The 23605-nt window shown below is 66.1% G+C and carries 19 protein-coding genes; 12 read left to right on the top strand and 7 right to left on the bottom strand.

What is annotated here, in order from left to right:
• The 4 genes from BST40_RS30860 to BST40_RS15240 all read right to left on the bottom strand — a co-directional run.
• On the bottom strand, window positions 1-80 hold an 80-nt coding region (locus BST40_RS30860), incomplete at its 3' end, for a PPE domain-containing protein (RefSeq protein WP_142276736.1).
• A 173-nt stretch (window positions 81-253) separates the two neighbouring features.
• Window positions 254-997 carry a glycine-rich domain-containing protein gene (locus BST40_RS15250; protein ID WP_075548570.1) on the bottom strand — a complete coding sequence of 248 codons (744 nt, stop codon included), beginning with the start codon at window positions 995-997 and terminating at the stop codon, window positions 254-256.
• 246 nt (window positions 998-1243) lie between these two features.
• Complete coding sequence (locus BST40_RS15245) at window positions 1244-2125, bottom strand: hypothetical protein (RefSeq protein WP_131808341.1); 882 nt, start codon at window positions 2123-2125, stop codon at window positions 1244-1246.
• A gap of 803 nt (window positions 2126-2928) precedes the next feature.
• Complete coding sequence (locus tag BST40_RS15240; protein WP_075548572.1) at window positions 2929-3213, bottom strand: 4a-hydroxytetrahydrobiopterin dehydratase; 285 nt, start codon at window positions 3211-3213, stop codon at window positions 2929-2931.
• Between BST40_RS15240 and BST40_RS32880 the strand changes: the two genes are divergently transcribed.
• The 9 genes from BST40_RS32880 to BST40_RS15195 all read left to right on the top strand — a co-directional run bounded on the left by BST40_RS32880 (window position 3098) and on the right by BST40_RS15195 (window position 17039).
• On the top strand, window positions 3098-3820 hold the full coding sequence (locus BST40_RS32880; protein ID WP_306770979.1) for a DUF3761 domain-containing protein: 723 nt from the start codon (window positions 3098-3100) through the stop codon (window positions 3818-3820). The two genes, BST40_RS15240 and BST40_RS32880, sit on opposite strands and share 116 nt — an antisense overlap.
• Window positions 3708-4124, top strand: coding sequence for a (deoxy)nucleoside triphosphate pyrophosphohydrolase (locus tag BST40_RS15230; protein ID WP_075548573.1), 417 nt, complete (start codon window positions 3708-3710; stop codon window positions 4122-4124). Before BST40_RS32880 ends, BST40_RS15230 begins: the two co-directional genes overlap by 113 nt.
• A gap of 262 nt (window positions 4125-4386) precedes the next feature.
• Complete coding sequence (locus tag BST40_RS15225; RefSeq protein WP_075548574.1) at window positions 4387-8094, top strand: nitrate reductase subunit alpha; 3708 nt, start codon at window positions 4387-4389, stop codon at window positions 8092-8094.
• A gap of 2 nt (window positions 8095-8096) precedes the next feature.
• The gene (gene narH, locus BST40_RS15220; protein WP_075548575.1) at window positions 8097-9686 is read left to right on the top strand and encodes a nitrate reductase subunit beta; all 1590 of its coding nucleotides are present in this window, start codon (window positions 8097-8099) and stop codon (window positions 9684-9686) included.
• Window positions 9683-10345 carry a nitrate reductase molybdenum cofactor assembly chaperone gene (gene narJ / locus BST40_RS15215; RefSeq protein ID WP_075548576.1) on the top strand — a complete coding sequence of 221 codons (663 nt, stop codon included), beginning with the start codon at window positions 9683-9685 and terminating at the stop codon, window positions 10343-10345. Before narH ends, narJ begins: the two co-directional genes overlap by 4 nt.
• Window positions 10338-11069 carry a respiratory nitrate reductase subunit gamma gene (narI, locus tag BST40_RS15210; protein ID WP_075548577.1) on the top strand — a complete coding sequence of 244 codons (732 nt, stop codon included), beginning with the start codon at window positions 10338-10340 and terminating at the stop codon, window positions 11067-11069. Before narJ ends, narI begins: the two co-directional genes overlap by 8 nt.
• Before the next feature lie 172 nt (window positions 11070-11241).
• Window positions 11242-13116, top strand: a complete 1875-nt coding sequence (typA, locus tag BST40_RS15205) for a translational GTPase TypA (RefSeq protein ID WP_075548593.1) — start codon at window positions 11242-11244, stop codon at window positions 13114-13116.
• Between the two features lie 97 nt (window positions 13117-13213).
• Window positions 13214-15103 (top strand): ABC transporter family substrate-binding protein, encoded by a 1890-nt coding sequence (locus tag BST40_RS15200; protein WP_083154625.1) that lies wholly within the window; start codon window positions 13214-13216, stop codon window positions 15101-15103.
• 226 nt (window positions 15104-15329) lie between these two features.
• On the top strand, window positions 15330-17039 hold the full coding sequence (locus BST40_RS15195) for a PE family protein (protein ID WP_083154619.1): 1710 nt from the start codon (window positions 15330-15332) through the stop codon (window positions 17037-17039).
• A gap of 32 nt (window positions 17040-17071) precedes the next feature.
• On the opposite strand, the gene BST40_RS15190 is transcribed toward BST40_RS15195, so the two are convergent.
• Window positions 17072-17668, bottom strand: coding sequence for a TetR/AcrR family transcriptional regulator (locus BST40_RS15190; RefSeq protein WP_075548579.1), 597 nt, complete (start codon window positions 17666-17668; stop codon window positions 17072-17074).
• A gap of 367 nt (window positions 17669-18035) precedes the next feature.
• Here BST40_RS15190 and mshB point away from each other — a divergent pair, with 367 nt between their 5' ends.
• Together mshB and BST40_RS15180 are read left to right on the top strand one after the other, a co-directional pair.
• The gene (mshB, locus tag BST40_RS15185; RefSeq protein WP_075548580.1) at window positions 18036-18932 is read left to right on the top strand and encodes an N-acetyl-1-D-myo-inositol-2-amino-2-deoxy-alpha-D-glucopyranoside deacetylase; all 897 of its coding nucleotides are present in this window, start codon (window positions 18036-18038) and stop codon (window positions 18930-18932) included.
• Between the two features lie 92 nt (window positions 18933-19024).
• The gene (locus BST40_RS15180) at window positions 19025-19489 is read left to right on the top strand and encodes a hypothetical protein (RefSeq protein ID WP_075548581.1); all 465 of its coding nucleotides are present in this window, start codon (window positions 19025-19027) and stop codon (window positions 19487-19489) included.
• Between the two features lie 13 nt (window positions 19490-19502).
• On the opposite strand, the gene BST40_RS15175 is transcribed toward BST40_RS15180, so the two are convergent.
• The gene (locus BST40_RS15175; protein WP_075548582.1) at window positions 19503-20375 is read right to left on the bottom strand and encodes a PE family protein; all 873 of its coding nucleotides are present in this window, start codon (window positions 20373-20375) and stop codon (window positions 19503-19505) included.
• A 183-nt stretch (window positions 20376-20558) separates the two neighbouring features.
• Here BST40_RS15175 and BST40_RS15170 point away from each other — a divergent pair, with 183 nt between their 5' ends.
• Window positions 20559-23153 (top strand): bifunctional FO biosynthesis protein CofGH, encoded by a 2595-nt coding sequence (locus BST40_RS15170; RefSeq protein ID WP_075548583.1) that lies wholly within the window; start codon window positions 20559-20561, stop codon window positions 23151-23153.
• 57 nt (window positions 23154-23210) lie between these two features.
• Here the strand turns inward: BST40_RS15170 and BST40_RS15165 are convergent, their stop codons facing one another.
• A complete protein-coding gene (locus BST40_RS15165) occupies window positions 23211-23543 on the bottom strand; it encodes a hemophore-related protein (RefSeq protein ID WP_075548584.1) in 333 nt (110 codons plus the stop codon).
• Between the last annotated feature and the right edge of the window lie 62 nt (window positions 23544-23605).

Below are 23605 nucleotides of genomic sequence, written 5' to 3'. Positions count from 1 at the left end.
CGCAGCGAACCCGAGCCTGCACCGGTATACATCCGGGCCGAATTGACCTCTGGCGGTAACAGCGCAAAATCAAACACCATCGCTCCATGCCTGGTAGGGGTTTATGGGATGTCGCTGACCTTGGTGCCCGCCGGGGGCGCGGCGACCGGATCGCCGATGCGTCAGTACGACGCGTCAGTAGATGAAAAATGTTGCGGCTCGGCATCAATCGCTCGTCCCGTGCCGCGCCGACGGCCTATTCGTGCTCAACGTCTCAGGCCGCGATTCTGACCGCGCCGCATCGGGCTAGCGCCTGGGTGAGGCCGACCTTTTCCTCGTCGGTGAGCTCCCCGGGCAGTTCCCGGACGTAAAAGGCGCCGGTGGCGAGGATGAATTGCAAAGCGGGGTAAGCCAGCTCGTTGACGCTAACCAGGCTGGCACCGTTGGGGCGGCGCAGCTCGACACAGCCGTCATGGCGAGTCAGACTCAGCGGGCCGACCCGGCCCTCGCGGATCATCCGCCGGCTTGGGCAGATGCAACGCTCGTCATACCAGACATCCGGCAGGGGGCGTTGGAAGAGTGTTTCGTAGCGGCAGCGGAAGTCAAGGAACGTCGCCTTCCGCCTGAGCCGACCACGGCTGTGCCCGGCTCCAACAGAGGGCCTGGACTCGACAACGGCGGGGGAGTGAGCCAGATAGTGACCAAAAAATCGCTGACCGTACTCGATGTATTCTGCGGTGAACAAAATAAACGCATGCCAGGCCGCATCGACTAGTCCCGAGTACATACCAATTGCCGTGTCCGGACTGAGTTCGCACAACACCAAATACTTCTTGGCTTCGCTGAACAATTCCTGCGCCTGGCAGCGAGTGTCCACGACACCCTCGCTCAGCAGCCGGTCCAGCACATAGGGCGCCTCAAACTCCAACGCCAGAGCCCACCTACTGTCCAGCACCGCAATACCCGACGCGGCGTCGCTGCGGAATTCCTCGATCGAACCGGCAACATCGCCTGTCACCGGTGGGACATCAATTGATTGAGACATGCGCACAACAACAACTTTCTTGTAGATCGTCTGGTCGCCTTTTCGGCTGCCGACTCCGAATAACCCGCGCAGAACATCTCGAAGAACAGGCGCCGCGACTACCGGGCCAACAGATCCCACGTCGCTCGAGTCGAACTCACAGGCAAAGAATCGGCTCCACGGTGGGTCGGATCCAACAAGCCCCGTAGCGACAGAGCGGCTTCCGGCCCGTCGCGCGCCCTAGCCGTAACAGGACATCAGCCTCAATTTGAACTCCAGATTCTCCCTGGTGATGGCATCGATATCGTTATTATCATTAATTACATTTTCGTTGTTATCGTCCAGATAAAATTCTAAGTTAGAGTTTGGATCATAATGATCAGCCGCGTTCGGTTGATAATCACCGATGTTCAGCTTGTCATTGTTATAGCGCTCGCTGTAGTTATCAACAAAGTACGGAACAGTGCTGCTATCGCCGCTGGAATCTTCGCTGTCGTCGCCGCCAACCCAGAACGTGCCGCTTCGCGTAAATCCGGGTGGCAAACCCTCATCGCCGCCGCCGACGAAGATTGTGCCACCGCGTTCGAAACCTGAGGGGGGGACCGGAGTATGTTCGATCGGCGTAGTATACGTATATTCTTCGGGCAGACTTAGCTGATTATTGTCGTAATTAGTCGACTCGTTGCTGCCAGTCTGCGTGCTGTCGGAATTGGAGATGCTGGTACTTAGATCTTGAGTGGTGTCGTAGGTAGTCGTACCGGTGCCGGACGTCTGAGTGCTATCAGAAGTGGTTGTACTGGTGCCGAAATCTTGAGTCGTGTTGGACGTGGTGGAGCTATTGCTGGAACCATTGCCGTCGCTGTAACTGGAACCGTTGGTCGTACATGTGTCGAGTTTGAATCCGCCGTGTGCAGTCAAGGTGATGGCGAGCCTGCCGGCGCTGATCTGAGTGCCATCCCTGGTGGCATCGATGGCGGCGGTGACACCGCTGGTCAAGGCCAGCGCGCCCAGCGCAGCCGCCGCACCCCGTTTGCCGCGCCGCCCCTTCGCTGCCCTGGGCGCGGGACGAGGCATGTCAGATTCAGCGACGCCGCCGTCGTCGGTTAATGGGTCACGGGACACTCGAGCCATTGAATAAATCGCCTTTCTTCTTGCCGGCGCGAATACAAAATGAAATGCAAATTCGAGTAAGACTGCCTCAGATTAAGAGACGTTGACAGCATAAGACGGATAGCAGACATCAACTCGTCAAGCCGGCACCGGGCTGCTCCAATGTCTAACGGCTCACTCCTTGAAAACCATGCGGCGCTTCCAACAATTCGCGTTTCACAGGTTATGCGACCATCAGGCCAGCAGGCTGGATGGGACGCGAAACCGCTCGCAGAGAGCACCAACTTTGCTCGGCGTCGGAAACGATAGACGAAGCCAATTATTGCCCGCCAATCAAACGTGTCGATAAAACCATAAGCACCATTTATCAACGTTAATGTTTCACGGAATCCGGGTTCTGTTCTGGATCAGAGCTCCGGCATCGTTGACTTCCCACGTTCTGGGCTGAGGAAACAGCCTGGATCTGCTGGTGCTTCTGTGGGTCCGGACTTGCGCGGTACGGCCGGGCAGTAGTGGGCAGAGTCCACCTCGGGTCAGCAGTTGCTGCATGCCCACAAGCTTTCCGGTGAACGGGGTCGGCGTGGTCGGCAGGGAGTCGCCTGCCTAATAGGTATCCGGCCGGGGTGCGCCGGCAAACGTGTTTCGCGGCCGCGATCGGGTAAGCCCTGCTGCGTCGATGCCACCAACGGGATCCGTGGTTGCCTCGACAATGGCTCGGCCCGCCCTGAACACGGATCAGCGCGCGGTCGACTGAACTTTGCCAGCTTGCCGGACAGCCCCGGCTGGCGCGGCTGGGAAGGGGCGCTAGCTCAGCGCTAGCTCCCGATAATCCGGTCGATATCGCGTGCCATGTCGATATCGCGTTGGGTGATCCCGCCCTCTGAATGCGTGACCAACGCGAAAGTTACCGTCCGCCAGCGGATATCGATATCCGGGTGGTGATCCTTGCGTTCCGCGTGCTCGGCCACCCGGCGCACCGCGTCGATGCCGTCGAGGAACGCCGGAAACTTGACGGACCGGCGCAGGGCACCGCCGGCGCGTCCCCAGCCGTTGAGGTCGGGCAGTGCGGCGTCTACTTGCTCATCCGTTAACACAGCCATATCGCGACGGTACCCCGGTCGCAGCGAATCTCCCCAAATTGGCCACGGCGGCACGGGCAAGCCGGTAGGGTCGCCCGCATCGGGCCATCTTTGTCAACCGCACCGCATCTCGGACGTTAAGTGTTTGGGGCCCGGCATGTTTCGCTCGTTAACAGTCTCGTTAGCAGTCTCGTTAGTAGTCTTGGTAGTAGTCTCGGTAGCAGTCGAAGCGGGACCGGCCGGTGCCGGCGTCGTCGCTCAGGCGTCGACAGCCTCAGCCGCCGGGTTGTGCCCGCCGGGTCGCTATCAGAATTCAAGCGGCGTTTGCGTTCCCTCTCCCGACAACTCGAACGACGACGTCACCGCGATATGCCGGGACGGTTCGCATTCGCACAGCCAACACCACAGCGGCACCTGCTCCCGTCACGGCGGAGTCGCTCAATGGTGCCCGTGCACTTTCGGGTCCGGCCACTGGCAGCCTGCGCCAGGGCCGCGACGGTATACCGTGATTGCCCATGCCGGCGCAGATCGTCGTGGCGGGAGCCATCATCTGTGGTTCGACGGTCTTGGTGGCGCAACGGGTAAGGCCGCCGGAGCTGGCCGGGCGCTGGGAGCTTCCCGGCGGTAAGGTCGCCGCGGGTGAAAGCGAGCGCGCCGCACTGGCCCGGGAGCTGGCCGAGGAGCTGGGGCTCGACGACATCGCCGTGGGTGACCGCTTGGGCGACGATATTGCGTTGGGCGGCAACGTGATACTGCGGGCCTACCGGGTGCGGCTGCTCAACGGTGAACCGGACGCGCGTGACCACCGTGCGCTGCGTTGGGTGACGGCGGAGCAACTGCACCATCTGGATTGGGTGCCGGCCGACCGCGGCTGGCTACCCGATCTCGCGAAGGCGCTGTGGCGACAGGTTCCACAGCCGCCTTTCAGCTAATGTCCAGGTCCGCTCAAGGTCGCCGCCGTCCACTGGAAGAAGGACGTGACAAACCACTAACCTGGGATTTGCATGCCGGTAGCGATCGCGGCGGTCCGCTGCACGTCAGTGGCCGGCTGCCATGCCGATGTTGACGCGAATTTCAGCCAACGCACCGCGCGAGCCGATTATCGTCGGCCACGCGCCGATTCCAGCTGGCCCACGAGCGCGATCGACTGGCTACTGCCCGGCGCCGGGTCGTCCATGACAAGGAGGGTCACTGTTGACCATCACACCGCACGTCGGCGGAGCGATCGAGGAGCTGCTGGAGCGCAGCGGGCGATTCTTCACCCCGGGGGAATTCTCGGCCGATCTGCGCACCGTAACCCGGCGCGGCGGGCGGGAGGCCGACGTTTTCTACCGTGACCGGTGGAGTCACGACAAGGTGGTCCGCTCCACGCACGGCGTCAACTGCACCGGATCCTGCTCATGGAAGATCTACGTCAAAGACGGCATCATCACCTGGGAAACCCAGCAGACCGACTACCCGTCGGTGGGCCCGGACCGCCCCGAGTACGAACCACGCGGCTGTCCCCGCGGCGCGTCGTTCTCCTGGTACAGCTATGCGCCGACCCGGCTTCGCTACCCGTATGCCCGCGGGGTGCTGATCGAGATGTACCGGGAGGCCAAAGCCCGGCTCGGCGACCCGGTGCTGGCGTGGGCCGACATCCAGGCAGATCCGCAGCGCCGCCGTCGTTATCAGCAAGCCCGCGGCAAGGGCGGACTGGTCCGGGTCGGCTGGGCCGAAGCGACCGAGCTGATCGCCGCGGCCCACGTGTACACCATCAAGACCTACGGTCCGGACCGGGTTGCCGGCTTCTCGCCGATCCCCGCGATGTCGATGGTGTCCTATGCCGCCGGCTCGCGGTTCTTCGAGTTGATCGGCGCCCCCATGACGTCGTTTTACGACTGGTACGCCGACCTGCCGGTCGCCTCGCCGCAGGTGTTCGGAGACCAGACGGACGTGCCCGAGTCCGGGGACTGGTGGGACGCGGCCTATCTGATGATGTGGGGTTCCAACGTGCCGATCACCCGGACCCCGGATGCGCACTGGATGGCCGAAGCCCGCTACCGCGGCACCAAGGTCGTCACCGTCAGCCCCGACTATGCCGACAACACCAAGTTCGCCGACGAGTGGATGCCGTGTGCGGCCGGCGCCGACGGGGCGCTGGCCATGGCGATGGGTCACGTCATCCTGTCGGAATGCTATGTGCAAAAGCAGGTTCCGTTTTTCGTCGACTTCGCCCGCCGCTACACCGACCTGCCGTTCCTGATCAAACTGGAGCAACGGGGCGAGATGCTGGTCCCGGGCAAGAACCTCACGGCCGCGGATCTGGGCGAGGCCGATAAGAACTCCGAGAACGCGGCGCTCAAGCCCGCGCTGCTGGACGAAACGACCGGCACAGTCGTCGTGCCGCACGGCTCGCTGGGATTCCGCTACGGCGAAGACGGTGTCGGGAAGTGGAACCTCGATCTGGGTGATCTGCTGCCGGCGCTCAGCGTGCAGGGCGCGCACCGCGTCAACGGCGAAAACAGCACCGCGCTCATCCACCTGCCCAACTTCGACACGGTCAACGGCGAAGGCACCACAGTCGCCCGCGGCGTCCCGGTGCGCCGCGTCGGTAAGCACCTGGTGTGCACGGTTTTCGACCTGATGCTGGCCCACTACGGCGTGGCGCGTCCGGGCCTACCCGGCCAATGGCCGACCGGCTACGACGATCCCGCCCAACCCAACACCCCGGCCTGGCAGGAGCCGATCACCGGGGTGTCGGCCGGGCAGGCTATCCGGGTTGCCCGCGAATTCGCCCGCAGCGCAGAGGAATCCGGCGGCCGGTCGATGATCATCATGGGTGGCGGCATCTGCCATTGGTTCCACGGCGACGCCATCTACCGGGCGGTGCTGGCGCTGTTGATGCTGACCGGCTCGATGGGGCGCAACGGTGGCGGGTGGGCCCATTACGTGGGTCAGGAGAAGATTCGTCCGCTCACCGGATTCCAGACGATGTCGATGGCCACCGACTGGGTGCGCCCGCCGCGGCAGGTGCCCGGCGCCTCGTACTGGTATGCGCACGCCGACCAATGGCGTTACGACGGCTACGGAGCCGACAAGTTGGCCAGCCCGGTGGGGCGGGGCCGGTTCGCCGACAAGCACACCATGGACGTGCTGGCCTCGGCGGTGGCGATGGGGTGGAGCCCGTATTACCCGCAGTTCGACCGATCCAGCCTGGATCTCGCCGACGAGGCGTGCGCCGCCGGTCGTGAGGCCGGTGAGTATGTCGCCGAGCAGCTGGCGCAGCGCAAACTCAAGCTCGCCGTGACTGATCCCGACAACCCTGCCAACTGGCCGCGGGTGCTGACGGTCTGGCGGGCCAACCTGATCGGCTCGTCGGGTAAGGGTGGCGAGTATTTCCTGCGCCACTTGCTGGGAACCAATTCCAACGTGCAGGCCGGGCCGCCGGCCGACGGGATCCGGCCCGTCGATGTGGTCTGCGACGGCGACATTCCGGAGGGCAAGCTCGACCTGATGATGTCGATCGACTTCCGGATGACCTCCACGACGCTGGTATCCGATGTGGTGCTGCCGGCGGCGACCTGGTACGAGAAGGCCGACATCTCCAGCACCGACATGCATCCCTATGTGCACGCGTTCAGCGCCGCGACCGATCCGCCGTGGGAAACCCGCTCGGATTTTGACGCTTTCGGCGCTATTGCCCGGGCTTTCAGCGCCATGGCCAAGGGGCATCTGGGCACCCGCAGCGATGTGGTGCTCACCGCACTCGAGCACGACACCTCGGCTGCGATGGCATATCCCGGCGGCGTCGAAAACGATTGGCTGCATACCGGTGCAACGCCGGTACCGGGGCGCACGATGGGCAAGATCACCGTGGTAGAGCGCGACTACCCGGCGATCTACGACAAGTGGGTGACGTTGGGTCCGCTCGTCGAGAAGTTTGGGCTGACCACCAAGGGTGTCACGGTGCATCCCTTCCAGGAGGTCGAGGAACTCGGAGCCAGATTCGGAGTACTGAATTCCGGTGTCGCGGCGGGGCGTCCGGCCATCACCACCGCGGCGCGGATGGCCGACGTGCTGCTGCTGCTGTCCGGGACAACCAACGGCCGCCTAGCCGTCGAAGGCTTCCGCGAGCTGGAGAAAAGGACCGGTCAGCGGCTCGCGCATCTGGCCGAGGGCAGCGAAGACCGCCGTATCAGCTATGCCGATACCCAGGCGCGTCCAGTCCCGGTGATCACCAGCCCGGAGTGGTCGGGCAGCGAAACCGGCGGGCGCCGGTATGCGCCGTTCACCATCAACATCGAGAACCTCAAACCGTTCCACACGCTGACCGGGCGGATGCATTTCTACCTGGCGCACGACTGGATTGAGGAACTGGGCGAACATCTGCCGGTTTTCCGCCCGCCGCTGGACATGACGCGCCTGTTCGGCCAGCCCGAACTCGGCCCGGCTGACGACGGAATCGGGCTCACCGTACGCTATTTGACGCCGCACTCGAAGTGGTCGTTCCACTCCACCTACCAGGACAACCTGTACATGCTGTCGCTGTCCCGCGGCGGTCCCACCATGTGGATGAGCCCGGCTGATGCAGCGAAAATCCAAGTGCGCGACAATGATTGGGTCGAGGCCAGCAATGCCAATGGCATCTACGTGTGCCGGGCCATCGTCTCCCACCGGATCCCCGACGGCGTGGTGTTCGTCTACCACGTGCAAGAACGCACGGTGGACACACCGCGCACCGAGACCAACGACAAGCGCGGCGGTAACCACAACGCGCTCACCCGCATCCGAATCAAGCCCAGCCACTTGGCCGGTGGTTACGGTCAGCACGCGTTTGCGTTCAACTATCTGGGCCCGACAGGCAATCAGCGCGACGAGGTGACCGTAGTGCGCCGTCGCAGCCAGGAAGTGCGGTACTGACAATGAAAGTCATGGCGCAGCTCGCGATGGTGATGAACCTCGACAAATGCATTGGCTGCCATACCTGTTCGGTCACCTGCAAGCAGGCCTGGACCAACCGCACCGGCACCGAGTACGTATGGTTCAACAACGTCGAAACCCGTCCGGGACAAGGCTATCCGCGCACCTACGAGGACCAGGAGCGCTGGCGCGGCGGCTGGATACGCGACAACAAGGGCCGGTTGCGGCTGCGTGACGGCGGCCGCTTCCACAAGCTGTTGCGGATCTTCGCCAACCCGAAGTTGCCGACCATCGACGAATACTACGAGCCGTGGACCTACGACTACGAAAACCTGACCACCGCACCGGCGGGTGACACCTTTCCGACCGCGGCGCCCCGAAGCCTGATCAGCGGCAAAACGATGAAGGTGTCGTGGGGGCCGAACTGGGACGACAATCTGGCCGGCTCGCCCGAGATCCTTGCCGACGACCCGATCTTGAAGAAGGTCAACGAGGAGGTGAAACTCCAACTCGAAGAGACCTTCATGTTTTACCTGCCCCGGATCTGCGAGCACTGCCTCAACCCGTCCTGCGTGGCGTCGTGCCCGTCGGGTGCGATGTACAAGCGCAGCGAGGACGGCATCGTGCTGGTCGACCAGGACCGCTGCCGCGGCTGGCGGATGTGTGTGTCCGGATGTCCTTACAAGAAGGTCTATTTCAACCACAAGACGGGCAAGGCCGAGAAGTGCACACTGTGCTATCCGCGGATGGAGGTTGGCCTGCCGACCATCTGCTCGGAGACCTGCGTGGGCCGGCTGCGCTATCTGGGCCTGGTACTCTACGACGTCGACCGGGTGCTCGAGGCGGCGTCGGTGGAAAACGACATCGACCTGTATCAGGCTCAACGGCGAATCCTGTTGGATCCCAACGATCCTGAGGTCATCGCCGGTGCGCGCGCGGAAGGTATCTCCGAGGAGTGGATCGAAGCGGCGCGACGCTCTCCGGTCTATGCGCTGATCAACACCTACCAAGTGGCGCTGCCGTTGCATCCGGAGTATCGGACGATGCCGATGGTCTGGTACATCCCACCGCTGTCGCCGGTGGTCGACGCCGTCAGCCGCGACGGTCACGACGGCGAAGAGGTGGGGAACCTGTTCGGTGCGCTGGAGGCGCTGCGCATCCCGATGCAGTACCTGGCCGAACTGTTCACCGCCGGCGACACCGGCGTGGTGGAAGCGGTGTTACGGCGGCTGGCGGCGATGCGCTCCTACATGCGCGACATCAATCTCGGTCGGGAGACTCAGCCCCACATTCCGCAGTCGGTCGGGATGACCGAAGAACAGATGTACGACATGTATCGGCTGCTCGCCATCGCGAAATACGAAGAGAGGTATGTCATTCCGACGGCGTTCAGCCCGCAGGCCCGCGAGCTGGAGCAGATGGGCTGCTCGCTGACCGGCGACGGCGGCCCCGGTATGTATGAAGACGGCGCACCGGTGCCGGTTTCGGTGCAGACATTCCATGCCCACCAGCGTTCGACCCAGGTGGACCTGCTGACCTGGAACGGCGACCAGCCGCCGGTCGGGATGTTCCCGGAAAAGCAGCAGCGATGAGGCTGCGCTCCCGATCCCGTGAACCGGCGCTGCGCGACCGGCTGGTGTGGCAGGCGGCGTCACTGCTGCTGGCCTACCCCGACGACGGGCTGACCGAGCGCCTGGACACCGTCGAAGGTCTGCTGGCGCACCTGGACGGGACCGTCGCCGACCTGCTCGGGCGAACGGTCGCCGCGCTGCGCGCCGCGGAACCGATGGCCGCCGCCATGGACTACGTCGCCACGTTCGACATGCGCCGGCGCGCCACGATGTATCTGACGTACTGGACCGCAGGGGACACCCGCAACCGCGGCCGGGAGATGCTGGCCTTCGCCACCGCGTACCGGGCCGCGGGAGTGGAGCCGCCACGCAGCGAGGCGCCGGATCATTTGCCGGTCGTGCTCGAGTTCGCCGCGACCGTCGCACCCGAGGTGGGACGGCGGTTGTTGACCGAGCACCGGGTCCCCATCGACGTGTTGCGGTCCGCGTTGGCCGACGCCGAGTCGCCGTATCAGCACACCGTGGCGGCGGTGTGCGAGACGTTGCCGGTGGCCACCGACCAGGAGGTGCGCCGGGCGCGGCGTCTGGCCGAAGCCGGGCCGCCCGCGGAAGCCGTTGGGCTGCAACCGTTTAACTTGACCGTGCCGCCCCGTCGCCAAGAAAGAGCGCCCGATGTTTAGCAACGTACTGTTCTGGGACATCACCCCTTACGTCACGCTGGCGGTGTTGGTGGTCGGCCTCTGGTGGCGATACCGCTACGACAAGTTCGGCTGGACCTCCCGCTCCTCGCAGATCTACGAGTCGCGGCTGCTCAGCATCGCCAGCCCGATATTTCACTTCGGCATCCTGGCGGTGTTCGCCGGCCACGTGATGGGGTTGTTCATCCCGCCGCGGGTGACCAAGGCGCTTCACGTCAGCGACTACGTCTACCACCTGCAAGCGGTGATCGCCGGATCCATTGCGGGTTTCGCGACGCTGGTGGGCGTGGGTTTGCTGATCTACCGGAGGCTCACCCGTCCGGCAGTGTCGGCGTCGACCACCCGCAGCGACAAGGTGATGTATGTGGTGCTGGTGCTGGCCATCGTGGTGGGGCTCTACTGCGACCTGATCGGGACGGGGCCGCACGGCGGCGAGTTCCACTACCGCTACACGGTCGGGATGTGGTTCCGGCGGATCTGGTTGTTCCAGCCGCACGGGGAGGTGATGATCAACGCACCGTTGGACTACCAGCTGCATGCCCTGATCGGGATGGTGCTGTTCACGCTGTGGCCGTTCACCCGGCTGGTGCATGTACTGAGCGCCCCGATCGCCTACCTGTTCAGGCCCTACATCGTGTATCGCAGCCGCGAGGTGGCCGCCACCGACCAACTGGTCGGTTCGGCGCCGCCCCGTCGAGGCTGGTAGCGCCATTCCACGGCAGTGTCGGCGCGCGCCCAGACTGTGCACAGCGCGTCGAGACTGCGCCCAGCGCGCGGCTCGGCCGCCCGCGGTAGCGCTGTATGCAGAATCGATGTTCGGAACGGCCGCCGGACGCTGGTTTTCGCGAACCGGCCACCGGGCTGCCACAATCACCGACGTGCCATTCCGCAATGTCGCCATCGTCGCGCACGTCGACCACGGCAAAACCACGCTGGTCGACGCCATGCTGCGGCAATCCGGGGCGCTGGCCGAACGCGGGGGGCTGCAGGAACGCGTGCTGGATACCGGTGACCTGGAGCGGGAAAAAGGGATCACCATCCTGGCCAAGAACACCGCCGTGCACCGCCATAACAGCGATGGCACCGTGACTGTGATCAATGTCATCGACACGCCCGGACACGCCGATTTCGGCGGCGAGGTGGAGCGTGGGCTATCCATGGTGGACGGGGTGTTGCTGCTGGTGGACGCGTCCGAGGGGCCGCTGCCGCAGACGCGGTTCGTGCTGCGCAAGGCGCTGGCCGCCCATCTGCCGGTGATTCTCGTCGTCAACAAGACCGACCGGCCCGACGCGCGCATCGCCGAGGTCGTCGAGGCCAGTCACGACCTGTTGCTGGACGTGGCCAGCGATCTCGACGACGAGGCAGCCGCAGCCGCCGAGCACGCGCTGGGCCTGCCCACGCTGTTCGCATCCGGACGCGCCGGGGTGGCCAGCACCGCCCAGCCGCTCGACGGCCAGGTTCCCGACGGCGACAACCTCGATCCGCTGTTCGAGATCCTCGAAGAGCACGTGCCGCCGCCCCACGGCGACCCGGACGCGCCGCTGCAGGCGCTGGTCACCAACCTCGACGCGTCGACGTTTCTGGGCCGGCTGGCGTTGATCCGCATCTACAACGGACGCATCCGCAAGGGCCAACAGGTCGCCTGGATACGGGAAGCGGGCACGGCTACCGCCAAGATCACCGAATTGCTGGCCACCGAAGGGGTGGAACGCAATCCGACGGAGGAGGCCGTCGCCGGCGACATCGTGGCGGTCGCCGGCCTGCCCGAGATCATGATCGGCGACACGCTCGCCGACCTGACGAATCCCGTTGCGCTGCCGAGGATCGCCGTCGACGAGCCGGCCATCTCGGTCACCGTCGGCACCAACACCTCGCCGCTGGCCGGCAAGGTGGCCGGTCACAAGCTCACCGCCCGCATGGTCCGCAACCGGCTGGATGCCGAGCTGGTGGGCAACGTGTCGATCCGGGTCCTCGACATCGGTGCGCCGGACGCCTGGGAGGTGCAGGGCCGCGGCGAGCTGGCGCTGGCCGTACTGGTCGAGCAGATGCGCCGCGAGGGCTTCGAATTGACCGTGGGCAAGCCGCAGGTGGTGACCAAGACCATCGACGGCAGGTTGCACGAGCCGTTCGAGGCGATGACCGTCGACTGCCCGGAGGAATACGTCGGTGCGGTCACCCAATTGATGGCCGCGCGCAAGGGCCGCATGGTGGAGATGGCCAACCACACCACTGGTTGGGTCCGGATGGATTTCGTGGTGCCCAGCCGCGGCCTGATCGGGTGGCGCACCGACTTCCTCACCGAGACCCGCGGCACCGGCGTCGGGCATGCGGTGTTCGACGGGTACAAGCCGTGGGCGGGGGACATCCGGGCCCGCCACACGGGATCGCTGGTCTCCGACCGGTCCGGCACCATCACCCCGTTTGCGTTGCTCCAGCTCGCCGATCGGGGCCAGTTCTTCGTCGAGCCCGGCCAGGACACCTACGAGGGCATGGTCGTCGGCGTCAACCCGCGCCCGGAGGACCTCGACATCAACGTCACCCGGGAGAAGAAGCTGACCAACATGCGCTCGTCGACCGCCGATGTCATCGAAACCCTGGCCAAGCCGCTCGAACTCGACCTGGAGCGGGCCATGGAGTTCTGCGCGCCCGACGAATGCGTCGAGGTGACCCCGGAGATCGTGCGGGTCCGCAAGGTCGAGCTGGATGCCACCTCCCGCGCCCGCAGCCGGGCGCGGGCCAAGGCCCGGGGTTAGCTTGGGGCCGCCCGGGGCGCACCAGCGTAACGCCACGGCGAAACCCGCCCCGGTTTTTCGCCGTGACATCACCGCCGTGGGTCACCTCGATACCCTGATGGGCGTGCTGCACCGAGCCCGTCACGTCCTGGTGACGGTCGGTGTGCTGATTTCGACGTTGGGGGTGGCGCTGTCCGGTTGTACCGTGAGCCCGCCGCCGGCGCCGCAGAGCACCGATACCACGCACGTCACACCTCCGCCGCCGCCGCATCCCACCCAGATCATCATGGGCATCGACTCGATCGGCGCCGGGTTCAATCCGCATCTGCTCTCGGATCTGTCGCCGGTGAACGCCGCGGTCAGCGCGCTGGTGTTGCCCAGTGCGTTCCGCCCGGTGCCCGATGCCAGCTCGCCGACCGGTTCGCGCTGGGAGATGGACCCGACGTTGCTGGTGTCGGCGGACGTCACCAGCGAAAACCCGTTCACGGTGACCTACAAGATCCGGCCCGAGGCGCAATGGACCGACAACGCGCCCATCGCCGCCGACGACTTCTGGTACCTGTGGCGGCAGATGGTCAGCCAGCCGGGCGTCGTCGATCCGGCGGGCTATGACCTGATCACCGGTGTGCAATCGCTCGAAGGCGGCAAGCAGGCCGTGGTGACCTTCGCGCAGCCATACCCAGCCTGGCGGGAGTTGTTCAACAACCTGCTGCCGGCGCACATCGTCAAGGACGTGCCCGGCGGTTTCGCCGCGGGGCTGGCCCGGGCGCTGCCCGTCACCGGCGGGCAGTTCCGGGTGGAGAACATCGACCCGCAGCGCGACGAGATCCTGATCGCCCGCAACGACCGGTACTGGGGGCCGCCTGCCAAACCCGGCCTGATCCTCTTCCGGCGGGCCGGGGCACCCGCGGCGCTGGCCGATTCGGTGCGTAACGGCGACACGCAGGTGGCGCAGGTGCATGGCGGTTCGGCCGCTTTCGCGCAGTTGTCGGCCATCCCGGATGTGCGGACCGCGCGGATCGTGACACCGCGGGTCATGCAGCTGACGCTGCGGGCAAACGTGCCGAAGTTGGCCGACACGCAGGTCCGCAAGGCGATCTTGGGGCTGCTGGACATCGACCTGCTGGCTGCGGTGGGCGCCGGCAGCGACAACACCGTGACCCTGGATCAGGCGCAGATCCGCTCGCCCAGCGACCCGGGCTATGTGCCGACCGCGCCACCGGCGATGACGACCACCACCGCTTTGGGGTTGCTGGCCGCATCCGGATATGAGATCGACAGCAACTCGGCGTCGACCGCGCCGTCGGGACCGGGTTCGACCACACCGGTGAGCACCGGGCCGCCGGAAGTGATCCGGGGCCGGGTCAGTAAGGACGGCAAACAGCTGTCATTGGTCGTCGGGGTGGCGGCAAACGACCCGACGTCAGTGGCCGTCGCCAATACCGCGGCCGACCAACTGCGCAACGTCGGGATCGACGCGACCGTGCTGGCCCTGGATCCGGTCATCCTTTACCGGGACGCGTTGAACGACAACCGGATTGATGCCATCGTCGGCTGGCATCAAGCCGGCGGAAACCTGGCGACATTGCTGGCCTCGCGTTATAGCTGTCCCGCGCTGCAGGCCACCCAGGTCCCGCCACCGGCCTCGCCGGCGGTTACCCCCACCGGCGCCACGCCGACCGTGGCTCCCGACACGGTTACGCCCACGCCGCAGCCCGGCCCGCCGGCCGATCCGAGCGCGCTGGTCAAGGCGCCGTCGAACCTTACGGGGATCTGCGATCGCAGCATCCAGTCGAACATCGACGCCGCCCTCAACGGCACCAAGAACATCAACGACGTGATCACCGCCATCGAACCGCGACTGTGGAATATGTCAACCGTGCTGCCGATATTGCAGGACACCACGATCGTCGCAGCCGGCCCGAGCGTGCAGAACGTCAGCCTGTCCGGCGCGGTGCCAGTCGGCATCGTCGGCGACGCCGGCCAATGGGTCAAGACCGGGCCATAGCAGATCTCGGGACGCATCGTTCGGGTAAACCCATGGGCGGTAGCCCTTTTCACGCGCTCACGGGATCGCCCGCGGAAACCCACACGAATTGCCCGAGTGGCAAATTGTTACTAACGGTTTGCATCGAAACGGCTGAAGCGGCTCGCAGCTCGCGATACGCTCCGCTGCGGGCTGCTCTGATCGGGCCAGGGATAGCCAGCAATGACGCACGGTTGAGAGGCCCGAGATGTCTTTTGTACTCGCAGACGCCGCGCTATTTACAGCGGCGGCAACGGATTTAGCAAACATTGGCTCGACGATCAGCGCGGCCAGCAATACCGCGGCATCCGCGACCATCGGCGTGCTCCCCCCGGCTCTTGATGAGGTATCGGCGAGCATCGCAGCGTTGTTCGGTGCGCACGGCCAGGCATACCAACAGCTCAGCACGCAGCTGGCACTGTTTCATGACCAGTTTGTGCGGACGCTGAAGGCGGGTGCGGCGGCGTATGTCGGCAGTGAGGCCGGCAATGTGGCGGCGATGCTCTCGGGTGGCCCGGCGGGCGCGCTGCTGGAGCAGGCCGGCCAGGCGCGGGCCGCTGTCACCGCCGACCTGGCTTGCGCCGAGCTCGCGTTCAACGAGACCTTGGTCGCCGGTGAAACCGCGTTGGGGCAAGCGGTCGCCGGCGTCAACGGCGCACTGGGCGCTGTGCTCAACGCCGGCTTCAACGCCGCCAACGCTCTGGTATATGCCGGCGAGCAGTTCGTCAACACCGTCGCGGGTGTGCCGGTCGCGCCGAATCTCAGCGCCAGCCTGGTGATCGGCGGTTCGGTGCAAGGCGGTGGTCAGTTTCTTGCCGGAATGATCCCGACGGGTCAGCTGCTGACCGGCGGCTTCGACAGTGCGATCAACGGTGTGGCCGCGCAGTTGGGTGCTGCCCTGCCGCCCGGTATCGGCGGTGGGCTCGGTGAGCTTTCGGGGCTGGTGGCCACCGGCGGGACGCTTGCGGCCGGCGTGCACAGCGGGTACACGGGGCTGATGCGGGCCGTGGTTCCCGGCCCGGTCAGGGCGGTGCTGACGGGCTCGTCGGACAGTGTGTTGCAGCACATTGCGCACGCTGAAGTCGCCGTTGGTTCCGCCGTGGTCAACGGTGAACTGGCCTTCAACCACGCTCTGGTCGCCGGGGAGACGTCGTTGCGGCATGCCCTTTTCGGCACCGATGCCGCGCTCAATGGGGTGGCCAACAATGGCTTTGGCATCGTGAACTCGTTGGTGGGCACCGGCGAGCAATTCGTCAACACCCTGTTGGGTGTACCGGTTCCGGACGGCTTCCATTCCAGTCTGGTCGTCGACGGGTTGGTGGCGGGCGAAGCCCAACTCGGCGGTATCGCGGGCGCGATCACTCAAAAACTCATGCTGGACGCCAACTTGATCGGCCTGACCGGCGGCGTGGTGACGCCCGCGCTGGTGGCGTTGGGTGTCGATCCGACGCCCGCGCAGGCCGCCCTGGGCGCCCCGGCTGGTTTCGTGGCGCAGCTGGAGCACGGGCTGGTCGGCTTCAACGCCAATCTGATCGGTGCCGAACTTGCCCTCAACCATCGGTTGGTCGCGGCTGAAATGGGCTTGGAACGGGCCGTTTTCGGCACCAACGGCGCCCTCAACGGAGTCCTCGACCGCGCCTTCAACATGGGCAATCTGGCGTTGGGTACCGGTGAGCAGTTGGTCAACACCGTCCTGGGCGCACCCGCTCCGGCAGATTTTTACGCCGACTTGACCATCGGTGGTGACGGGCAGGTCTTCAGCGACGGTCAGGTCGGCGGCCTGTTGGGCGCCGTGCAGCAGAAACTGATGCTCGACACGCAGTTGGTCGGCCTGGTTCTCGGCGGCGGACCGGTCGATGTCTCTACCGGTGTCGAAGTCGGTGGCGGCGGTGAAATCGGCGGCGGCGGAACGTACTGACCGCGGCGGTCCGTTGCCGGCAACTGCAACGTCTAGGACGTCTTTCGCGGGATCACCGTGTCGACGATGAGTTCCAGCTCTCTACGGTTTGGCGGCGTTCCGGTCAACATCAAGTGCTGGTTGATCAGGGCGGGCCCGACCCGCGCCGTCAGCGGGGTGAGCAGGGACGCATCGATCTGGCCGTCGCGAACAGCGGCCTGCAGTATCGACTCGACGATTTTCAGCCGCGGAGCTATCACCGCCTCGGTGAAGATCGCCCGCAGCTCGGGTTCGTGGATCAGCTGACCGATGATTTCCAGGCCCGGAAAATCGGTCCTACCGGCCAGCACATCACGCTGAGCGGTGAAAACCGTCAGCAGGTTTTCCCGTGCTGACCGGCCGGGGCGCGGGTCCTCCAGCGGCGGCACAGCGTGTCGCAGGGCGGCGTGGACCAGGTCATACTTACTGGGCCAGCGCCGATACAGTGCGGCCTTGCCGGTTTGAGCGCGTGCCGCAATCCCTTCCATCGTCAGGCCGCCGTATCCGACGGTCGCCAGCTCGGCCAAGGTGGCCGCATAGAGCGCACGTTCGAGCACCTCGCCGCGCCGGCGACTGCGGACGGTCGACCGGTCGTGGGTGGGTTGGGCCATGGTGTGATAGTAGCCGCTCGCGTTCCTACCTGTTGCTCGTAGAGCCGGCCGTTCAGCATCCGGCCCGGCGCGCGGCCACTTCCGGGCCCGGCCCGGCGACCGGCCTGGCGACCGGCCCGTCCGTAACGCTCACAGCGGCAGGCGGTTTCGTCCTCGGCGCGGGCCTGAGGCGGGACGACTACCCGAGTGGCACATTATTGCCAACAGATTCTGTGGAAATAGTCATCTAAGTCCCTGGATCGCGATACGCTCCGCTTTGGTCACCCGATCGGGGCGGACGGCCGGTAGGGGGCTGCCTGCGGTCCGTTGCGGTAGGTCCTTGGTCGGGGCTGGATGCCGCGGCGTCCGGCGGTTAGGGTGCTAGCCGATGCCTGAGACGCCGCGGCTGCTGTTCGTGCATGCCCACCCCGACGATGAAAGCCTCAGCAACGGCGCAACGATCGCCCACTACACCGCCCGGGGCGCAGCGGTCCATGTCGTCACCTGCACGCTCGGTGAGGAGGGCGAGGTCATCGGCGACCGGTGGGCCCAACTCGCCGCCGACCACGCCGATCAACTCGGCGGCTACCGCATCGCCGAACTCACCGCCGCACTGCAGTTGCTGGGGGTGAGCGGACCCCGCTACCTGGGCGGCGCGGGCCGTTGGCGTGACTCCGGGATGGCCGGCACCGAGCAGCGCAGCGAGCGCAGATTCGTCGATGCCGACGAACGGCAGGCGGTGGGAGCATTGGTCGGGATCATCCGCGAGGTCCGTCCGCATGTCGTGGTGAGCTACGACCCCGGCGGCGGATATGGACATCCCGACCACGTGCATACCCACAAAGTCACCGCCGCCGCGGTGGCCGCAGCGCACACCTCAGACTTCCCGGGCGACCCATGGACGGTGCCGAAGGCTTACTGGACTGTCTTCGGGCTCAGCGCATTTCGCGCGGCCAAGCAGGACCTGGCCGCCGAGGACCTGCGGCCCGAGTGGGTGCTGCCGCCGGACGACGTGCCCTTCGCCTTTCCGGACGAGCGGATCACCGCCGTCGTCGAGGGGGACTCGCACGCGCAGGCCGCCAAGGCCGCGGCGCTGGCGGCGCACGCCACCCAGGTCAGCGTCGGGCCGACCGGCCGGGCCTGCGCCCTGTCCAACAACATGGCGTTGCCGATCGCGGCCCAGGAGCACTATGTGCTTGCCGCGGGCGTCGCGGGGGACCGTGATGAACGTGGCTGGGAAACAGATCTGCTCGCCGGTCTGGGCTTCACCGGTTACGGCACGTAGGCTGCCAATCAGGCAGCCACGGAAGGAAATCGCATGGACCCCGACCTGGACCCTAACCTGCAGCATTGGCAGGACCGGCTGGACAGCCTGCAGTGGGTCATCGGTTCGATCCTCTCCCAGATCGACAGCGTCCCAACCTGACCGAAACTCAGCCGCGCGCCGTCTCGAGTGAAGAGACCGCCGCCACCACCGACCCCGCGATACGTGTCGTTGTCCTGGCGTTGCTGGCCGTCGACGGGGTGTTATCCGCACTAGCCGGGGCTCTGCTGCTGCCGTCCTATATCGGTTCGGTGCCCTTCCCGATCAGCGCTGTGGTCAGCGGCCTGCTCAATGCGGCGCTGGTGTGGGCGGCCGCGCGATGGACCACGTCGCCGCGGGTGGCCGCGTTACCGCTGTGGACATGGCTACTGACGGTGGCAGTGTTGAGCCTCGGCGGTCCGGGCGACGACGTTGTCCTCGGTGGACGTGGGCTGATGGCCTTTGGGGCGTTGATCCTGATCGGGGCGGGAGTCGCGCCGCCGGCATGGGTGCTGTGGCGGCGCCGAATCCACCCCTGACGGTTACGGCCGGTTACGGCAGCGGTGGCCAAGGCGGGAGGAAGCCGCGGATCCAGCTGATCTCGGTGTTGATGAACTGGTTGACCGACGCCGTGGTGGCCGACCAGAAGTTGCTCAGCCCCTGACTGAAGGTGATCGTCCCGTCCAGCCAGTCCAGCGTATTGAACAGGCCGCTCTGCACCATCGGCTCGAACAGGTAGTAGAAGAAGTTGATCTGCGGCGCCAAGATCCCGAGATACGGCACCCAACCCGCCGCCCAGGAGGCGACGCTGAAGCCCCACTGCACCCACGGCTCGGCCCAAAGATAGAAATTCTCGATGGCAGTGGCCACCGACACCGGTATGACCGCCGCCGGAGCCGCGGCGCCGCCGGCCAACGGCCGCAGCAGCGCGCCGCTGCCCGCCAGAGCGCCGAGTCCGCCGGTGGGCGGCAGCGCCAGCGCGCCGGCCGCCGCGTTCCCACCGAGCGCGCTGGAGCCCAGCGCACCGGACAGGGCGCCGGGCGCCGGGCTCACCGCGTTGGGCACTAGGCCGGTGGGCCCGATCAACGGGTGTCCCAGCAGTTTCTCGACGGGCGCGTTCACCGCACCCAACAAGGTCTTGGCGGCGTTGGCCTCGGCCGACGCATAGGCGTTGGCGCCGGCGCTCAGGGCCTGCGCAAACTGGTCGTGAAACGTCGCCAACTGCGCGCTGAGCCGCTGGTACACCTGACCGTGTGACGAGAACAGTGCGGCGACCTGCGCCGAGACGGCGTCGGCGGCCGACGCGGTGATTCCGGTCGTCGGAACCGCCGCCGCGGCGTTGGCCGCGCTGATTTCCGATCCGATGCCGGCGACATTCGAAGCCGCCGCTACCAGCGCCTCCGGCGCCGCGGCCAGATACGACATCGCGTCTGCACCCCCGTTCCACCGTGGTTTGGCTAGCGTATCTCGATCGGGTGCCAATCGTGGTGGATCGGCCAAGACGCAGCCCAGGCCGGTCAGTGGCGGACCCGGTCCTGCCGCTACTGTTGCGAATATGGCACCCGCCGAGTTTCGGACCAATGACGCGCGGACGGAAGTTGTACCAACGTGCCACTGACTTCGCGCCAGGAGTCCGCCGCTCTGCCTCACGCCGTGGTGCCGCCCAGACCCGACGCGTCGGCGCTGCGGCGGGTGTTGCGGCGGGCTCGTGACGGGGTTTCGCTGAATCTCGATGAGGCGGCCGTCGCGATGACGGCGCGCGGCGCCGACCTGGCCGACCTGTGTGCCAGCGCGGCGCGGGTACGCGACGCGGGTCTGGAGTCGGCCGGGCGGCGCGGCCCGGGAGGTCGGCTGCCGATCACCTACTCGCGCAAGGTCTTCATCCCTGTCACCCACCTTTGCCGCGACACCTGCCACTACTGCACCTTCGTCACCGTTCCGGGCAAGCTGCGCGCTCACGGCGCCGGGATGTACCTGGAACCCGGCGAGATCCTCGACGTGGCTCGGCACGGAGCCGAACTGGGTTGCAAGGAAGCATTATTCACACTCGGGGACCGTCCGGAGGATCGTTGGCCGGAGGCGCGGGAGTGGCTCGACGAACGCGGCTATGACTCCACGCTGTCCTACGTGCGCGCCATGGCGATACGGGTGCTGGAAGAAACCGGACTGCTTCCGCACCTCAACCCCGGGGTGATGAGCTGGTCGGAGATGTCGCGGCTCAAGCCGGTGGCGCCGTCGATGGGCATGATGCTGGAGACAACATCGCGGCGGTTGTTCGAAACCAAGGGTCTGGCTCACTACGGCAGCCCGGACAAAGACCCTGCGGTGCGCTTGCGCGTCCTGACCGACGCTGGCCGGCTCTCCATCCCGTTCACCACCGGCCTGCTGGTAGGCATCGGCGAGACGCTGGCCGAGCGCGCCGATACCTTGCATGCAATTCGCAAGGCGCACAAGGAGTTCGGTCATGTTCAGGAAGTGATCGTGCAGAACTTCCGGGCCAAGAAGCACACCGCCATGGCTGCGGTTCCCGACGCCGGAATCGACGATTACCGCGCGACGGTGGCCGTTGCGCGGCTGGTTCTCGGCCCCGGCATGCGCATTCAGGCGCCACCGAACCTGGTGTCCCGGGACGACTGCCTGGCGCTGATCGCCGCCGGTGTCGACGACTGGGGCGGCGTATCCCCGCTGACACCCGACCACGTCAACCCGGAACGGCCCTGGCCCGCGTTGGATGACTTGGCCGCCGTCACCGCGGAGTCCGGCTACGAGCTGGTGCAGCGGCTGACCGCGCAGCCTAGGTATGTGCAGGCGGGCGCGGCCTGGATCGACCCGCGGGTGCGCAAACATGTTGCCGCCCTTGCCGACCCGGCGACCGGCTTCGCGCGTGACGTCAAGCCGGTGGGCATGCCGTGGCAGGAGCCCGACGACATGGCATCTGCCGGCCGGCTGGATCTCAACGCGGCGATCGACACCGAGGGCCGTAGCACCGAAGCCCGCAGTGACCTCGACAGCGCCTTCGGCGACTGGGACTCCATCCGTTCGCAAGTGCAAGATCTGGCGGCTCGCGCACCCGAGCACATCGACACCGATGTCCTTGCCGCACTGCGTTCGGCGGAACGGGACCCCGCCGGCTGCACCGACGAGGAATACCTCGCCTTGGCCACCGCCGACGGTCCGGCGCTGGAAGCTGTTACCGCGCTGGCGGATTCGTTGCGTCGCGATGCCGTCGGCGATGACGTGACCTTCGTGGTCAACCGCAACATCAACTTCACCAACATCTGCTACACCGGCTGCCGGTTCTGTGCCTTCGCCCAGCGGAAGGGCGACGCCGACGCATACTCGCTGTCCGTCGACGAAGTCGCCGACCGCGCCTGGGAGGCCCATGTCGCGGGCGCTACCGAGGTGTGCATGCAAGGCGGCATCGACCCGGAGCTGCCGGTCACCGGGTACGCCGACCTGGTGCGCGCGGTCAAGACCCGGGTCCCGGAAATGCACGTGCACGCGTTTTCGCCGATGGAGATCGCCAACGGCGTGACCAAGAGCGGACTGAGCGTTCGCGAGTGGCTGATCAGCCTGCGCGAAGCCGGGCTGGGCACCATTCCCGGCACCGCCGCCGAGATTCTCGACGACGAGGTGCGCTGGGTGCTCACCAAGGGCAAGCTGCCGACGTCGCTATGGGTCGAGATCGTGAGCACCGCACACGAAGTGGGGCTACGGTCGTCGTCGACCATGATGTACGGGCACGTCGACACCCCCCGGCACTGGATCGCCCATCTCAACGTGCTGCGTGAAATCCAGGACCGCACCGGCGGCTTCACCGAGTTCGTGCCGCTGCCGTTCGTTCACCAGAATTCACCGCTGTATCTGGCGGGGGCGGCGCGGCCCGGGCCCACGCAGCGCGACAACCGGGCGGTGCACGCCTTGGCGCGGATCATGCTGCACGGCCGTATCGCCCACATTCAGACCAGTTGGGTGAAGCTCGGGGACAAAGGTACCCAGACAATGCTCAACGGCGGCGCCAACGACCTGGGCGGCACGCTGATGGAGGAGACGATCTCGCGGATGGCCGGCTCCGAACACGGCTCGGCCAAGACCGTCGCCGAACTGGTGGCCATCGCCCAGGGGATAGGCCGGCCGGCGCGCCAGCGCACCACGACCTACGCATCGCTGGCCGCGCAACAGCGCATAACAGCGCGGGCGTAACGCACACAAGATCCCCGGGTGGGAGTCTTGCGTGGCGCTACGCCCGCACGCCCAGAATCAGTAGTTGTTGCAGGACGCCGCGACCGACTCGACCAGCCCGACGTACTGCGCAGCCCCCGGCATCGCCTGCACCTGCGCGGCCATCTGCGCGCGCCGTGGCGGCGCCGCGGCCAGGAACGAATGCAGCCAGCCCTGCGCGATCGGCGAGGCGTTGAACTGAGCAGCGGCCCCCGGATCGGTGGCGTTCAGCGCCGCCATCACCTGGCCGTAGTTACAAGTAGTGTTGATGACCGCGTCCAGCGGGTCTGCGGACGCGACTCCGGCGCCAGCGCTCAGCGACAATGCCAACGCGCCGGCAGCGACAGTCAGTCCCTTCAACGACAGCCTCATGTTCGGACACCTTCCCAGTTATTGCACCGCCAACAAGACGTCGACGGCATCTGCCCAGCGGG

The sequence above is a fragment of the Mycobacterium persicum genome, from assembly GCF_002086675.1.
Lineage (GTDB): Bacteria > Actinomycetota > Actinomycetes > Mycobacteriales > Mycobacteriaceae > Mycobacterium > Mycobacterium persicum.
The sequence above is the reverse complement of the archived record's forward strand: the minus strand, read 5'-3'. Positions and strand labels throughout refer to the sequence as shown.

What these genes read in the sequence shown, in the direction of transcription:
- BST40_RS32880 (WP_306770979.1), top strand. Translation starts at nt 3,098, where the DNA reads ATGCCGTCGAGGAACGCCGGAAACTTGACGGACCGGCGCAGGGCACCG.
- BST40_RS15240 (WP_075548572.1), bottom strand. Translation starts at nt 3,213, where the DNA reads ATGGCTGTGTTAACGGATGAGCAAGTAGACGCCGCACTGCCCGACCTC.
- BST40_RS15230 (WP_075548573.1), top strand. Translation starts at nt 3,708, where the DNA reads ATGCCGGCGCAGATCGTCGTGGCGGGAGCCATCATCTGTGGTTCGACG.
- narH (WP_075548575.1), top strand. Translation starts at nt 8,097, where the DNA reads ATGAAAGTCATGGCGCAGCTCGCGATGGTGATGAACCTCGACAAATGC.
- narJ (WP_075548576.1), top strand. Translation starts at nt 9,683, where the DNA reads ATGAGGCTGCGCTCCCGATCCCGTGAACCGGCGCTGCGCGACCGGCTG.
- narI (WP_075548577.1), top strand. Translation starts at nt 10,338, where the DNA reads ATGTTTAGCAACGTACTGTTCTGGGACATCACCCCTTACGTCACGCTG.
- BST40_RS15200 (WP_083154625.1), top strand. Translation starts at nt 13,214, where the DNA reads ATGGGCGTGCTGCACCGAGCCCGTCACGTCCTGGTGACGGTCGGTGTG.
- BST40_RS15195 (WP_083154619.1), top strand. Translation starts at nt 15,330, where the DNA reads ATGTCTTTTGTACTCGCAGACGCCGCGCTATTTACAGCGGCGGCAACG.
- BST40_RS15190 (WP_075548579.1), bottom strand. Translation starts at nt 17,668, where the DNA reads ATGGCCCAACCCACCCACGACCGGTCGACCGTCCGCAGTCGCCGGCGC.
- mshB (WP_075548580.1), top strand. Translation starts at nt 18,036, where the DNA reads ATGCCTGAGACGCCGCGGCTGCTGTTCGTGCATGCCCACCCCGACGAT.
- BST40_RS15175 (WP_075548582.1), bottom strand. Translation starts at nt 20,375, where the DNA reads ATGTCGTATCTGGCCGCGGCGCCGGAGGCGCTGGTAGCGGCGGCTTCG.
- BST40_RS15165 (WP_075548584.1), bottom strand. Translation starts at nt 23,543, where the DNA reads ATGAGGCTGTCGTTGAAGGGACTGACTGTCGCTGCCGGCGCGTTGGCA.